Origin of the sequence: Escherichia sp. 20412-1 (assembly GCF_003027595.1) — a bacterium.
In the GTDB taxonomy this organism is placed as follows: Bacteria; Pseudomonadota; Gammaproteobacteria; order Enterobacterales; family Enterobacteriaceae; genus Escherichia; species Escherichia marmotae.
In genome coordinates, this window is the sequence record NZ_PYQM01000030.1 from 14,797 (window position 1) to 29,551 (window position 14,755).

Sequence of the window (14,755 nt, forward strand, 5' to 3'; positions counted from 1 at the left end):
GCATATCACTGTGTAGAGTGTTTTTTTCAACAGAATAATTAATTAAAATTTTTAGATAAGCAATACTGATCAATTTGCTTTATCAATATTAGTCTTCGCGGAAATATATAGTGGTGATTTTTAGTGTAATATATTCATAATATATATGAAATTAAATTGCCATATTGAATATCACCATAAAAAAGATACTAACTGCTATATTACATTGTGTTCTGTGATATGCATCATTGTTTCATTCTGGGTTTTTGATGATTCTATTAATTAGGGATTTTAATCGATACAGTTATGCTTATGTATCATTTATATGATTTTACATCATCAGGTGTAACAGATGGACACTCCTGTTTCACGCAGTGCACTATATGGAAAGCTGACCAAATCTTTATTTAGATCTTTGGAATCCGCGACAACGTTCTGTAAATTACGTGCTAATCCTTATGTCGAACTGACACATTGGTTGCATCAACTCATACAACAACCAGAGAATGACATTCACAATGTGCTTCGACACTATCAAATAACATCTGCTGATGTAGAGAATGCGTTAATTCGACAACTGGAGATATTGCCTGCCGGGGCGAGTGTAATTAACGATTTTTCCCATCATATCGATCTATCTGTCGAAAAAGCCTGGATGTTGGCAAGTATCCGTTTTGGTGATCAAAAAATTCGTAGTGGCTGGTTATTACTTGCCTGGTTAACCACGCCAGAATTGCATCGGGTGTTAAAAAATATCTGTGCGCCTTTGGCTGGGCTACCGGTAGATGAACTATTAGATATCCTTCCGTCTTTAATCACATCATCTTCTGAAATAACAGAAATGCCATATGACGGCTCGGGTTTGAATTCTGCAGTACCGGGGGAAGCTAGCCAGGTCTTTGCCAGCGAATCAAGCGGAAGTAAATCTGCGCTGGCGAAATACTGTCAGGACATGACTACACTGGCGCGTGAAGGCAATATTGATCCGGTCACCGGCCGCGAACACGAAATTCGTACCATGACGGATATTCTGCTGCGTCGTCGGCAGAACAATCCGCTGCTGACCGGCGAGGCGGGCGTCGGGAAAACGGCTGTGGTGGAAGGATTTGCGCTGGCGATTGCCCGGGGCGAAGTGCCGCCTTCACTGCGAAACGTGCGTCTGCTGTCGCTGGATGTCGGGGCGCTGCTGGCCGGGGCGTCCATGAAGGGCGAATTTGAATCCCGCCTGAAGGCGCTGTTGGAAGAGGCTGCGCGTTCGCCGCAGCCGGTTATTCTGTTTGTCGATGAAGTTCACACCCTGGTGGGCGCTGGTGGTACATCCGGTACGGGCGACGCTGCCAATCTGCTGAAACCGGCGCTGGCGCGTGGCACCCTGCGCACCATCGGCGCAACCACCTGGAGTGAGTACAAACGCCATATCGAAAAAGATCCTGCGCTGACCCGGCGTTTTCAGGTGTTGCAGGTGGCAGAGCCGGAAGAGGTTGCTGCTGTTGAGATGGTACGCGGGTTAGTCACCACGCTGGAAAAACACCATGACGTCCTGATCCTTGATGAGGCTGTGCGCGCCGCCGTACAGCTTTCTCACCGTTACATTCCGGCCCGGCAGCTACCGGACAAGGCTATCAGCTTGCTGGATACGGCGGCGGCCCGTGTAGCGCTGTCGCTGCATACCCCACCAGCGAAAGTCCAGTATCTGCGTCAGCAGCTCAATGCCGCCGAACTGGAGCAGGAGTTGTTATTAAAGCAGGAAAAAATGGGTATCCGCGCAGAGCGGGGCGACATACTGACGATACGGATCGCCTCACTGAATGCAGATCTTTCTGACACCGAAGCGCGCTGGCAGCAGGAACTGGAGTTGGTTCATACCTTACAGGAACAGCGTGCCGCAGAGCCCGATGAGCGTGATGAAACCACGTTACAACAGTCGGAAACTGCATTACGAGTCTGGCAGGGTGAAAACCCCATTGTGTTCCCGGAAGTTAACGCGGCGGTGGTGGCAGCGATTGTCTCCGACTGGACAGGCATTCCCGCCCGGCGCATGGTGAAAGATGAAGCCAGCCAGATCCTCGAACTCCCCATCCGTCTGGCGCAGCGTGTTACCGGGCAGATGGATGCGCTGGTGCAGATTGGTGAGCGTATCCAGACCGCGCGGGCGGGTTTAGGTGACCCGCGTAAACCAGTGGGTGTCTTTCTGCTGGCTGGGCCGTCCGGTGTGGGTAAGACCGAAACCGCGCTGGCGCTGGCGGAAGCTATTTACGGCGGCGAACAGAACCTGATCACCATCAATATGAGTGAGTTTCAGGAGTCCCATACCGTCTCCACGCTGAAAGGTGCGCCGCCCGGCTACGTGGGCTATGGCGAAGGCGGCGTGTTGACGGAAGCTGTACGTCGTCATCCCTGGAGCGTGGTGCTGCTCGACGAAATTGAAAAAGCCCATCATGACGTCCATGAGTTGTTCTACCAGGTATTTGATAAAGGCGCGATGGAGGATGGCGAAGGTGTCCACATCGATTTCAAAAATACCACGCTGTTGTTGACCACTAATGCAGGAGCGGACCTTATCAGCCAGATGTGTGAGGATCCGGCGCTACTGCCTGATTTGTCAGGATTAAAAGAAGCCTTAATGCCGGAGTTACGCAAACACTTCCCGGCTGCTTTCCTGGGACGGGTGACGGTTATCCCCTATCTGCCGCTGGATGAGACGGCGCGTGGCGTTATTGCCCGCCTGCATCTTGACAGGCTGATGGAGCGGATGGCAGAGCAGCATGGCGTTTCACTCGTCTATGGCGATGAATTAATTACGCACATAGTGGCACATTGCCCGATGCACGAAACCGGCGCTCGTTTGCTTATCGGCTATATCGAACAACATCTCCTCCCACAACTGTCCCGTTACTGGTTGCAGGCGATGACAGAGAAAACGGCCATCACGCAAATCCGCATTCGTGTTGATGAGGATGAACAGATTATTTTTGAAACGGTTCATGAAGCATGATTTATCCGTATGAACCAACTGTTTGCTGTGCATTTTTAAACTGTACCGTTGAACCGCTCTCCTGGCGGTCGGCGGCTGACTGATAAGGAAATGAAGGATTATGGCTATCAACAACAGCGCGCAGAAGTTTATTGCCCGCAACCGTGCGCCCCGCGTGCAGATTGAGTATGACGTTGAGATTTATGGCTCCGAAAAAAAAATCGAACTGCCGTTTGTCATGGCGGTGCTGGCCGATCTGGCCGGTAAGCCACGTGAAGAGTTGCCCACAGTAACCGATCGTAAATTCCTTGATATTGACATCGACAATTTCAACGAGCGAATGAAGGCTATTGCGCCGCGCGTGGCGTTTGCTGTCCCCAATACGCTGACGGGCGAAGGGCAGTTAATGGTCGATATTACGCTGGAGAATATGGATGATTTTTCACCTGCGCAGATTGCCCGCAAGGTGGACGCCCTGAACCAACTGCTGGAAGCACGTACTCAGCTTGCCAACCTACAAACCTATATGGATGGTAAAGCAGGAGCAGAAAATCTGATCAATAAACTCTTACAAGACCCGACGTTACTGAACGCTCTGGCCAGTGCACCAAAACCTGTCACTCAACAGGAAAGTGTCTTATCAGGTGAAACGGGAACAACAGACTAACTGCGATTTTATTAAGGAACTTTCATGGTAAACGATACTCTTCTGGCGACAGGCGATCTCACTGCTGAGCAAAGCACAGCCTATCAGGACACTGAATTTGATTCACTGCTGGATAAAGCCTTCCGTCCCAAGACACCTCAGGCTGCAAAGGCTGTTGAGGCTGCAGTTCAGACGCTGGCCCAACAGGCTCTGACAAATACAGTCACCGTCAGTGACGATGCTTACAAAAGTATTGCTACGATTATTGAGCAGATCGATTTCAAATTAACGGAACAGATCAAGCTAATCCTGAGTCATCCGGATTTTCAGAAACTGGAGTCTTCCTGGCGTGGGATGGAACATTTGGTTTACAACACCGAAACCGATGAAAAATTAAAAATCCGCTTTATGAACCTTTCAAAGGATGAATTGCGGAAAAATATGAAGCGTTACAAAGGGATCGCCTGGGATCAAAGCCCCATGTTCAAAAAGCTGTATGAAGCTGAATATGGGCAGTTAGGCGGAGAACCCTACGGTTGTATCATTGCGGATTATTATTTTGATCACACCCCGCCGGATGTGGATCTGCTCGGCTCCATTGCCAAAGTGGCTGCCTCAGCCCATGCGCCGTTTATTGCCGGGGCCTCTCCGTCAGTGTTGCAGATGGACTCCTGGCAGGAACTGGCTAACCCGCGTGATCTGACCAAAATTGTGACCCAAAACCTCGAATATGCTCCGTGGAATTCGCTGCGAAAAAGTGAGGATTCTCGTTACATTGGCCTGACGATGCCACGTTTTCTCTCCCGTTTGCCTTATGGTGCGAAAACAAACCCTGTCGATGAGTTTGATTTTGAAGAAGATGCAGATGGTGCAGACCACAGCAAATATGTCTGGAGCAATGCTGCCTATGCAATGGGCGTAAATATCAACCGTTCTTTCAAACATTACGGTTGGTGTACGTTGATCCGTGGTGTGGAGTCTGGTGGTGCGGTGGAAAACCTACCCTGTCATACATTCCCTACCGACGATGGTGGCGTGGACATGAAATGTCCGACGGAAATTGCCATCTCTGACCGTCGGGAAGCTGAACTGGCGAAAAATGGTTTTATCCCGCTGATCCACCGCAAAAACTCTGATTACGCCGCCTTCATTGGCGCACAGTCGTTGCAAAAACCACAGGAATATTACGATCCGGACGCCACGGCCAACGCCAATCTCTCCGCACGCCTGCCGTATCTATTCGCCTGCTCGCGGTTTGCGCACTTCCTCAAATGTATCGTGCGCGACAAGATTGGCTCGTTCAAAGAGCGTGAAGATATGCAGCGCTGGCTCAATGAATGGATCATGAACTACGTTGATGCCGATCCGGTGAACTCCTCGCAGGAAACCAAAGCCCGCCGTCCGTTGGCTGCTGCTGAGGTAGTGGTGGAAGAAGTGGAGGGGAATCCGGGTTATTACGATGCCAAATTCTTCCTGCGCCCGCATTTTCAGCTTGAAAGATTAACAGGATCGCTGCGTCTGGTGACAAAACTGCCGTCAGTAAAACAGGGAACCGCCTGATTTTTATGAATATTTGAATGAATGATGTCGGGTAATACTCAGGGGGGATATATGGCATATGTTTATGGACTGGTAGATTCATTGCAGGGCACTGAAATGGTGGGAATGGCGGGGGCAGGAGACAGAAAGGAATGTGTGTTCTTGGTTCAGGTATATGCACATGTGGGGCATACCGGAACGTGGAAGCAGGGTCGGAAGGTTTTCGGAGACAAATCGATTCCCAGAGGAACAGCAATTGCGACTTTTGTGAATGGGAAATATCCATCGGGGGACAATGCTCATAAACATGCTGCTTTCTATCTCGAACAGGATGATTCGTATATTTATGTTATGGATCAGTGGACAGGCAAAGCCTCGAATGTATCTGCGCGCAAAATCTCCAGAAAAGGTGGGATGCGCAGTGATGGGACATATCATGATGCCAGTAATAACGCTGAAGCTTTTTATGTTATTGAGTAGAGGATAGATTCAATGGGGACCCGTTTTATTTTTTCTCTGTTATTGGGTTATATGTTGTTTTATTCACAATTTGTTGCAGCGTGGGAAGTCAGTTGCCCCGAGTTTATCAATATAAAATCCTCAACGACAGTACTGGAGTCGGATGTACCTGCATCCTGGCAGGGATCTTCCCGCTATGAACCCCGTCTGTGGCTGGACGGCGTAGGGATGTCGCAGGGAAAACCTGAAAATCGGATAGATCTAAAACCAGAGACAGAGAAAATAAAGGGTGAAACCAGGCAAATATGGGATACCACAATGACCACTAATCAGGATAGTGAGCGTTACTGGGTTTCTTGTATTTATAACCACGGACAGGTTTGGTTATCACAACCAGTACCAGCATCTGCAACACAGTGCCAGGCATCTTCTTTACAGCGTCAGCGGGAACAAGGAGAGTCATTGATATCTGTGATATGTAAATAGACGTAATACATTCAACATGTAAATTAATTAAATACTGGTATCTCATTACCGGAAATTATACAGCCTTCTGTTCTTCTGAAATAAAGGAGAGGGGGTTCTGTACGGCAATGGTTTATCTGCATTCAGCTATGCAGATAAATCAGAGATTATTTTTAAGTAATTCTTAATAAGGAAATAAAAATGGCTTATGACATTTTTTTGAAAATTGACGGCATTGACGGCGAGTCAATGGATGACAAACATAAAAATGAAATTGAGGTGCTGAGCTGGCGCTGGAATATCCACCAGGAATCCACCATGCACGCGGGCAGCGGCTTGGGATCCGGTAAAGTCTCCGTGACTAACCTGGAGTTTGAACATTATATCGATCGCGCCAGCCCGAACCTGTTCAAATACTGCTCCTCCGGCAAGCATATTCCGAAGTCCATCCTTGTCATGCGTAAAGCAGGCGGCAATCCGCTGGAATACCTCAAGTACACTTTTACTGACCTGATTGTGGCTGTGGTTTCCCCCAGTGGTAGCAAGGAGGGCGAGATCGCCTCCCGCGAAAGAGTCGAACTCTCTTTCAGCACCGTGAAACAGGAATACGTGGTGCAGAACCAGCAGGGCGGCACTATCACGGCAGGTTACGATTTCAAAGCTAACAAAGAAATTTAAGCAATTTTTTTCCGGCCAGGTATATAGCCTGGCCGTTCTTTATTATTTGATTTTAAAGGAAATTACAGTGAATAAATGGCGTGACCCCGGTTGGCGGTTATGGGCGGTAGCGTTGTTTTTTATCTGCCTTTTGCCCGGGTGCAGCATTGACAGCGACACCGTGCCGGACCTGATGTCACAGCGACTTGATCTGGTGATGAAGGCTTCCGATAAGGTGAACCCAGACAATCAGAAGAAAGCCGCGCCCATAGAGATACGCGTTTATGAACTGAAAAATGATGCAGCTTTCACGGCGGCGGACTGGTGGTCTCTTCAGGACAATGACAAAACTGTTCTTACCGATGATTTACTGCACCGCGACAGCTTTATCCTACGTCCGGGCGAGGAGAAAAAGCTGCGTCGCTCTCTCAATAAAGAAACCACGGCACTGGGGATCCTTGCTGGCTATCGCAATCTGGGAAAATCGGTATGGCGAGTCACGTATAAAATTCCTGATCCCCCGGAAAAAAGCTGGTACAGCCGCTTTATGCCAAAGAAAAAAGTCGAACTGGATGCCGGTATAGAGCAAAGCGCCATAGTGATTAAAGAACGGGATGAGTAAATTATGAGTTGGAATAACCGGGTAGTCTGGAGTGAAGGGCAATTTTTGCTGCCACAGATGTTTCAGCAGCAGGAACGCTATCTGGAACATGTCATTCATTACCGCAGTTTGCCTCTTTCCCCCTTTTTCTGGGGCTTCAGTGAATACGGCATTGACAGTGAAGCACTGAACATCGGAAAGCTGGTACTCACGAAGGCTTTTGGGGTGTTTGCCGACGGAACACCGTTTAATGCGCCGGGACACACACCACTACCGCCGCCTCTTACCATCCTGCCAGAGCACCTTAACCAATTGATTTATTTGGCGGTGCCAATACGTACACCGAACAGCGAAGAAACCAGTTTTGGCAATAATCCAGAATCGCTGGCACGCTTTTCGGTTCATGAAAATGAAATCCGTGATGCAAACTCATTGGGGCGCGGCGCACAACTGTTGCAACTCAGCCACCTGCGCCTCCGTCTGTTGCCGGAAAAGGCGGTGACGGATGCGTGGATCGGCCTGCCGCTGACACGTATCACAGCATTGCATCCAGAGGGGCGGGTTGATATTGACGAAGATTTGATCCCGCCGGTGGTGAACTATCAGGCAAGTTCACTGATATGTACATGGTTGTCGTGGATCAACGATCTGATCAAAATGCGGGCAAATTCTCTGGCTGAGCGATTGACGGGCAGTGATAAACACGGCCATGAGGCGGCGGAAGTGTCGGATTACCTGCTATTGCAAATTCTCAATCGTTTTGGCCCCTTACTGATCCATATGTCGAAAACGCCGCTGTCGCCTGAAGTGCTCTATCGTAATCTTTGCGCACTGGCCGGAGAACTCTCTACCTATGTGCGTCCGCAAACACGCCGTCCGGAAAAATATAAAGAATATAAGCACCTGACGCCCTATGCCGGGCTGAAATCGGTGGTAGATGAGGTGCAGTATCTGCTAAATGCTGTGCTGATCCGCGGGGCGCAGCGAATCACTCTGGAGGAGGGAACTTACGGTATTCTCAATGCGGTGATTGAACCTACCGAACTGTCAGATTTCAGCTCGTTAGTATTGGCGGTGAAGGCGCAGATGTCCGCCGAAACCTTGCTGCAACATTTTTCGGCTCAGACCAAAATAGGGCCGTCCGAACGCCTGCCGGAGCTGATTCGTTCGCACCTGCCGGGCCTTGCTTTACAGGTGCTGCCGGTGCCGCCGCGTCAGATTCCGTTCCAGTCCGGTTATATCTATTACGACATCCGTCGCGACGGCGTGCTGTGGGAACATATCGCCCGCTATGGCGGCATGGCAATGCATACCGCCGGAGAATTTCCAGGGCTGGAGCTGGAGCTGTGGGGAGTTCGCGATAAATGACCGACGATATTCTGACGCATCCTGCGATGAATACCCAGCCATTCCAGCCATCAGTGGGGGGGACAAAACCACCTGATAATGAAGGTTATGATATCGCAATACAGGACAGCCTTCGCAGGGAAGATATAAAGGTGGTGGTTGAAGACGGCCCGGATATGAAACTCCGGCTGGCCGAAATCACCGCTGCCGCTAATCCCCTGCTGGCGGCGGCAAGTCCGCTGCTGTGCGCACTGGCGCAGATGCCCCGTGAACTTGCCCCTGCTTTTGTCGAACATTACCGCGCCCTGCTGGAGCGTGAAGTTCGTCGGTATCAGACGCTGTGCGACCAGGCAAACCTGCGCCGCGAACATGTGTTGGCGGTGCGCTACTGCCTGTGTACGTCGCTTGATGAAGCCGCCAACAACACCACCTGGGGACGACGCGGTGTCTGGGCTGGGAAGAGTCTGCTGGTCACTTTTCATGGCGAAAGTGAAGGTGGCATCAAACTATTTCAGATAATTGGTCGTCTGGCCTCCAGCTTCCAGGAGCACAGCGATGTGCTGGAAATTATTTACCACATTCTGGGGCTGGGTTTTGAAGGTCGCTACAGCGTACGGCCCGACGGACGTAAGCAACTGGACGATATTCGCCAGCAACTGCTGACCCAACTGGTCCAGCGCCGCGATCCGGTCACGCCGACGCTCTCGCCGGGATTTACCGGAGCTGTCAGCGGACGGATGCGCCGGATGCGCCGGGTGCCGGTCTGGCTGAGTGCCGGAATAGCTCTGCTGGTGATGCTGACGTTGTTTGGCCTTTACAGCCACCGGATGAATCTCGCCACCTTAACCGTACAGCAGCATATCGACGCCATCGGTAAACACCTGTCGCCGCCACCGATTCCGGTGCACAAACTGCGACTGAAGATCCTGCTGGCGAACGAAATTGCCCGTGGCCTGCTGACGGTGGAGGAAGATGACCATCACAGCCGTGTGATCTTCCGAGGCGATACGATGTTTATACCGGGGCAGAAAACCGTAAATGATGCGCTCCGCCCGGTGATTGATAAGGCCGCGCGCGAGATTGCGCGTGTGGGCGGTGCGGTGACGGTGACCGGTCACACCGACAGCCAGCCTATCCACTCCGCTGAATTCCCGTCGAATCAGGTGTTATCAGAAAAACGTGCGGCAGAAGTGGCTTCGTTGCTGACGTCCGGTGGCGTTTCGGCCAGCCGGATCCGGGTTGTCGGGAAAGGGGATACCGCACCAGTGGCCGATAACAGCACTAAAACCGGACGGGCGCAGAATCGCCGGGTGGAAATTCTGGTGGTGGAACAATAATGCAAAAATTTCTCAGTCTGCTGTTTTCCCGCCGTGCGCTGGTCGTTGTCTGCGTGGTGGCGTTGGCGCTACTGGTCTGGTTTCTCGGGCCGCTGGTGGCGTTTGATACCCTGCATCCGCTTGCATCCGTGGGGAGTAGGGTAGTCACTATCGTTCTGTTACTAATGTTCCTCGCGCTGTGGCTGGTGAATTGGTCGATGAGCATCATTGGCGTGACGGTTCTGTGCCTGGTTATCGGCTTTGTCTCACCGTTGCTGGCCTTCGGTGACGTTCGCCCGTTTGCGCCGCTGTGGCTGCGTCTGACGCTGATCGGCATGATCCTGCTGAGCTATGCGCTGTATGGCCTGTACCGGCTTTGGCAGGCGTTGCGTCTGGATGAACAACTGCTGCGCCGTTTCTTGCATCCGCGCGGGGAAGACGTACCGGTGGCAGGGGAAATTAAGGCCAATCTGCGCACCGTCAGCCATATTTTCAACCGCGCCATCCGACAACTGAAACAACTGCGTGTGGATCTACCTGGTTGGCGTAAGGTCCTGGAAGGGAAACGCTTTCTGTACGAACTGCCGTGGTTCATGGTTATCGGCAGCCCCGGTGATGGTAAAACCACCGCGCTGCTTAACACCGGGCTACAGTTTCCGCTGGCGGAACAGATGGAGCAGACCGCGCATATCCTCACCGTGCCGGGCGGCGGCACGTTGCACTGCGACTGGTGGTTTACTAATGAGGCTGTGCTCATTGACACCGCCGGGCGCTATGCCCGCCACGATGATGGCGGTGAAATCAGTGCAACCCAGCGCAACGCCGGGGAATGGCAGGGATTTCTGGGGCTACTGCGTAAACACCGTCCCGGCTCGCCGCTGAACGGCGTAATTTTGACGCTGAATGTGGCAGATTTGACCGCACAATCCCCGGCTGAACGGCTGGCTGCCTGTGCAGCCCTGCGTGCGCGGCTGGCGGAACTGCGGGAGACACTGGGCATTCGTTTCCCGGTTTATCTGGTTGTCACCAAAATGGATCTGCTACCCGGCTTTACGGAGTATTTCCGTGGATTGACCAGTCACCTGCGTGCTCAGGTCTGGGGCTTTACTCTGCCATACAGCCGCAGGCGTCACGCCAGTGATTCGCAGTCACTGCATGCGCTCTGTGGTCAGGAACTGGCAAATCTGACGCTGCGGTTGGATCAGGGGATGGATAGTCGGTTGCAGGAAGAGTACGACCTTAAAAGCCGCCAACGGCTCTACCGCTTCCCGCGTGAATTTGCCGCGCTGGGCACGCCATTGCTGGAAGCCATTGAACAGATTTTCCTCGATTCAAAATTCGATGCCACCCAGCTTAACAACACCCTGCGCGGGGTATTTTTCACCAGTGCCGCACAGGCGCAGGCAGACGCCGTAGCAGACCAGACGGGCATCTGGCAGCGTTTTGTCCGGGCAATAAAAGGGAATGAGGAGTCTCCATCCCATACTCTGCCGGATGGCAACCGAAGCTATTTTCTCCATGACCTGCTGACTAAATTTATCTTCCGTGAAGCGCACATGGTGGAGCCGAACCTTCAGTGGGCCTGGCGTTACCGCCTGCTGCGTACCGGTGGGCATCTGCTGGTACTGGCGCTGGCTTTCTGGTTGTGGCAGGGAATGCAGGGCAGCCAGCAGGGTAACAGCGATTATCTGCATGAAATCACCAACCGGACGACCCAACTGGATGATGACGTCAAAGCCTATACCGGAAAACCCGCCATGCAGCCGGTTCCCGCATTACTGAACCAGGCGCGGGCGCTCTCTGCCTGGCCGGGGTTGGATCCGGACTCACCGCCGCTGGCCTGGCGTTATGGTCTTTACAGCGTCCCTCCGGTGATGGAGAGCGTGGCATCCCTGTATGACCGCCTGCTTGACCAGTTACTGCTACCGCCGTTGGTGAAGCGCATGGAATACGTACTTTCGGATGCGATTGCCCGTCAGGACAGTAAAGCTGCCTATGACGCTCTGCATGTTTATCTGCTGCTGAACCTCGATAAAGACCACGAGGACAAATACAACGCCGCGGAGATCCACGCCTGGGTGTTGAACGATCTGAACAACCGCGACAGCGTGGCGGATTTCGGCGGTCGCGCAGCCGTGCTGGAACATATCGATGCTCTGTTTGACGGCAGTCGCGTGGTGCATTCGCCATACGAAAAAGATGAGGGGCTGATCCGCCTGGCGCGAGCCTTTCTTGACGGTCATACCAGCACCGAGCGTATCTATACTCGTGCACTGGCTTCTATGGAGAGCGAAGCGCCGCAGGAGTTTTCGCTGGTTCGTGCCGTGGGCGCGGATGCGGGAACGGTTTTTGTCCGCACGGATGGTGCGCCATTAGATCGTGGCGTGCCTGGCATCTTCACCCGCGAAGGCTACCGGGAACTGTTCGACAAACGGCTGTCGGAGTTTGTCGCCGCCGCATCAGCGGATGACGCCTGGGTGATGGGGCGCGAAAGTGCGCAAAAAAAAACGACTGAGATTGTAATGAGCCAGTTACCGGGACAGGAACTCCCGATTACCCGTGAAGTCCGTCGCCTGTACCTCGCTGAATATGCCCGCCGCTGGCAGGATTTTCTGGCAAGCATTCACAGCATCAACAGCGCTGGGGAAGACGGCAGCCCCGGACTGGCGTATGACCTTCAGGTGCTGCGTACTCTGGCCTCACCTGATTCCCCGCTGATGCGGCTGAGTAAAGTCGTGGTAGATCAGACCACCCTGGTGCCGCCGCTGGATGCGCAGGCCAGACAAAAGCAGATGGCTCAGCGAGCGCAGGATCGGCTTTCCGGTAATGCGGGGAAAGCGGTACAGACGGCGAAGCTGTTGCAGGACATCCATCCGGAAGAACGTCTGGAGAAAACACTGGTGGATGATCGTTTTGCCGCATTGCGGGAAGTGGTTTCCGGGCGTACGGACAGCGCACAAGGGGGCAGCGCACCACAGCTTAATTCGTTGCTGACGATGCTCAATGAGTATTACACCCAGCTCACCATTGCCGACAGTGCGCTGGCGGCCAGCACATTACCGGGCCGCATTTCGGCGGCGGATAAACTTCAACTGGAGGCAGCAAAACTGCCTGCACCGCTGAAAAATATTCTGCTGGATTTAACACAGCAGGGGACGCGCAAAATCAACGCCGGAACGGGTGAAGTGCTGAATGCGCAAATGGAGGCGGTGATCGGTGATGAGTGCCGTGATGCCATTGACGGACGCTACCCCTTTGCTGACAGCCCACAGGAAGTCAGTGCGGATGATTTTAACCGTATCTTTGCCAGCGGCGGCGTGCTGGATGCTTTCTGGACGAAGCAACTTGCCCCGCTGGCGGACACTGCCAGTAACCCGTGGCGCTACAAGCCGACCGAAGGCAACATGACATTGCTCGGGCCGGATCTGACACCGTTTCAGGAAGCAAAGCAGATCCGTAGCGTTTTTTTTAACGGGGAAGGCGGGAAAAAGTTCTCCTGGGCGATGCAGGTCCGCGTCGTGGATATGGACCCTGCCATCACCGAACTGGTGATTGACATTGACGGGCAGGTGCTGCGTTACGCTCACGGCCCGGTCAGGCCGCTGAAAGTGAGCTGGCCCGGGCCGCGTAATGGCTCAATGGCGGAAATCACCGCCAGCCCGCGCATCCGCCAGGACACCTCGACGCTACTGACTAACGGGCCGTGGGCGCTGTTTCATCTGCTGGATGCGGGTAACGCGCAGGAGACAGCGGTACGGGGAACTCAGCAGGTGGAGTACAGTTTTGATGGGCGGCGGGTGGTGCTGGAGATTACCGCTGGGCGGGATTTTGACCCGGTGAACCGGGGGCTACTGCAACGCTTCGCCTGCCCGGAGAGGACGCTTTGATGCGCCGGGCTACGGCAGTATCGGCTCCGGCGATGTTCGGCAGACTGCCGGACCAGCGGGACTACGTGCGCTGGCGGGTGAGTGCGAACGAAGCGCAGGTGTGGCAGGCATGGCTGAACCAGCAGACGTGGCTGGGACAGGGGCGGCATATTGTTCTGCCGGAAGGAACGGATGCTGCGAAGGCTGGAGCAAACAACGGCTGGATGCACCTGTCACCGCGTGAGAAAAAGACGCTGCCGGAGCACCACCCATTGCCGTGGAGTTTTGTGCTATCGCCGGGGTTTCTCCCCATTGGCGGGCGTGATGAATGGCTGACCGGAGTATTGACCGCATCGCGGGACAGTACGGGCAGACCGTGGCCGCTGGTGATTTATCAGCGTGCCGGACGGGAATGGCTGGAAGAGAGCCTGGATGACACGCAGGGCTGGTTGTACTGGCTGGCGCAGTTGGCGGCAGTATATGTCTCACCACAGACAGAATGCTGCGGGCGGCTGGCAGAGCAGACAGATCAACTGTGGGCGATGTGGCGGCCGGGGCCGCGCTGGGCGCAGTGGCTGCGCGGCTTGCGACGTGTACCACAGCGTAGCCGGGAACTCACCGGGCTACCGGACGCGCCGATAGTGGAATTGCCTGGTGTGCGCCACCTGCCGTGGCCAGGCTGGCCGGACAAAATGCTGGCGCAGGCGCAGCAGGGGCAAGGCTGGTTCTGGCAGCAGAACAGCGAGGGGCGGTATGTGGATGCGCTGCGGTTGGAGAAAAAATAATGTGCCCACGAATGCTGAGAATAGCTATACAAAAATATGACGATAAACGTGTAGATGGGAAACAAATATACCCCTGAACTTCAAGTTGATTGCTATTTGTTGACTTCAGGTTACCCCAGGT

The 14,755-nt window shown here is 53.3% G+C and carries 11 protein-coding genes; all 11 read left to right on the forward strand.

Translation table 11 applies throughout. The annotated features are described in order from the left end of the window. The first annotated feature begins 331 nt into the window (after positions 1-331). The 11 genes from tssH (at position 332) to C7B16_RS17655 (ending at position 14,634) form a co-directional block, all read left to right on the forward strand. A complete protein-coding gene (gene tssH, locus C7B16_RS17605; protein ID WP_105270118.1) occupies positions 332-2,974 on the forward strand; it encodes a type VI secretion system ATPase TssH in 2,643 nt (880 codons plus the stop codon). 100 nt (positions 2,975-3,074) lie between these two features. Beyond that, positions 3,075-3,620, forward strand: a complete 546-nt coding sequence (tssB, locus tag C7B16_RS17610; protein ID WP_000996822.1) for a type VI secretion system contractile sheath small subunit — start codon at positions 3,075-3,077, stop codon at positions 3,618-3,620. 24 nt (positions 3,621-3,644) lie between these two features. Further along, positions 3,645-5,159, forward strand: a complete 1,515-nt coding sequence (tssC, locus tag C7B16_RS17615; RefSeq protein ID WP_107179953.1) for a type VI secretion system contractile sheath large subunit — start codon at positions 3,645-3,647, stop codon at positions 5,157-5,159. Positions 5,160-5,210: 51 nt separating this feature from the next. Next, entirely contained in the window at positions 5,211-5,618 is a 408-nt protein-coding gene (locus C7B16_RS17620) for a BPSL0067 family protein (RefSeq protein WP_000332236.1), read from the forward strand. Between the two features lie 12 nt (positions 5,619-5,630). Next, positions 5,631-6,083, forward strand: a complete 453-nt coding sequence (locus C7B16_RS25655; RefSeq protein ID WP_001515757.1) for an STY0301 family protein — start codon at positions 5,631-5,633, stop codon at positions 6,081-6,083. A 180-nt stretch (positions 6,084-6,263) separates the two neighbouring features. Beyond that, on the forward strand, positions 6,264-6,740 hold the full coding sequence (locus C7B16_RS17630; protein ID WP_107179954.1) for an Hcp family type VI secretion system effector: 477 nt from the start codon (positions 6,264-6,266) through the stop codon (positions 6,738-6,740). A 67-nt stretch (positions 6,741-6,807) separates the two neighbouring features. Next, positions 6,808-7,341, forward strand: coding sequence for a type VI secretion system lipoprotein TssJ (gene tssJ / locus C7B16_RS17635; protein ID WP_001045927.1), 534 nt, complete (start codon positions 6,808-6,810; stop codon positions 7,339-7,341). Positions 7,342-7,344: 3 nt separating this feature from the next. Continuing rightward, positions 7,345-8,688 carry a type VI secretion system baseplate subunit TssK gene (tssK, locus tag C7B16_RS17640; RefSeq protein ID WP_000118766.1) on the forward strand — a complete coding sequence of 448 codons (1,344 nt, stop codon included), beginning with the start codon at positions 7,345-7,347 and terminating at the stop codon, positions 8,686-8,688. Further along, the gene (tssL, locus tag C7B16_RS17645; RefSeq protein WP_107179955.1) at positions 8,685-10,004 is read left to right on the forward strand and encodes a type VI secretion system protein TssL, long form; all 1,320 of its coding nucleotides are present in this window, start codon (positions 8,685-8,687) and stop codon (positions 10,002-10,004) included. The genes tssK and tssL overlap by 4 nt, the downstream gene beginning before the upstream one ends. Continuing rightward, complete coding sequence (tssM, locus tag C7B16_RS17650; protein WP_107179956.1) at positions 10,004-13,870, forward strand: type VI secretion system membrane subunit TssM; 3,867 nt, start codon at positions 10,004-10,006, stop codon at positions 13,868-13,870. The genes tssL and tssM overlap by 1 nt, the downstream gene beginning before the upstream one ends. Beyond that, entirely contained in the window at positions 13,870-14,634 is a 765-nt protein-coding gene (locus tag C7B16_RS17655; RefSeq protein ID WP_001250469.1) for a TagF domain-containing protein, read from the forward strand. The genes tssM and C7B16_RS17655 overlap by 1 nt, the downstream gene beginning before the upstream one ends. The last annotated feature ends 121 nt before the right edge of the window (positions 14,635-14,755 follow it).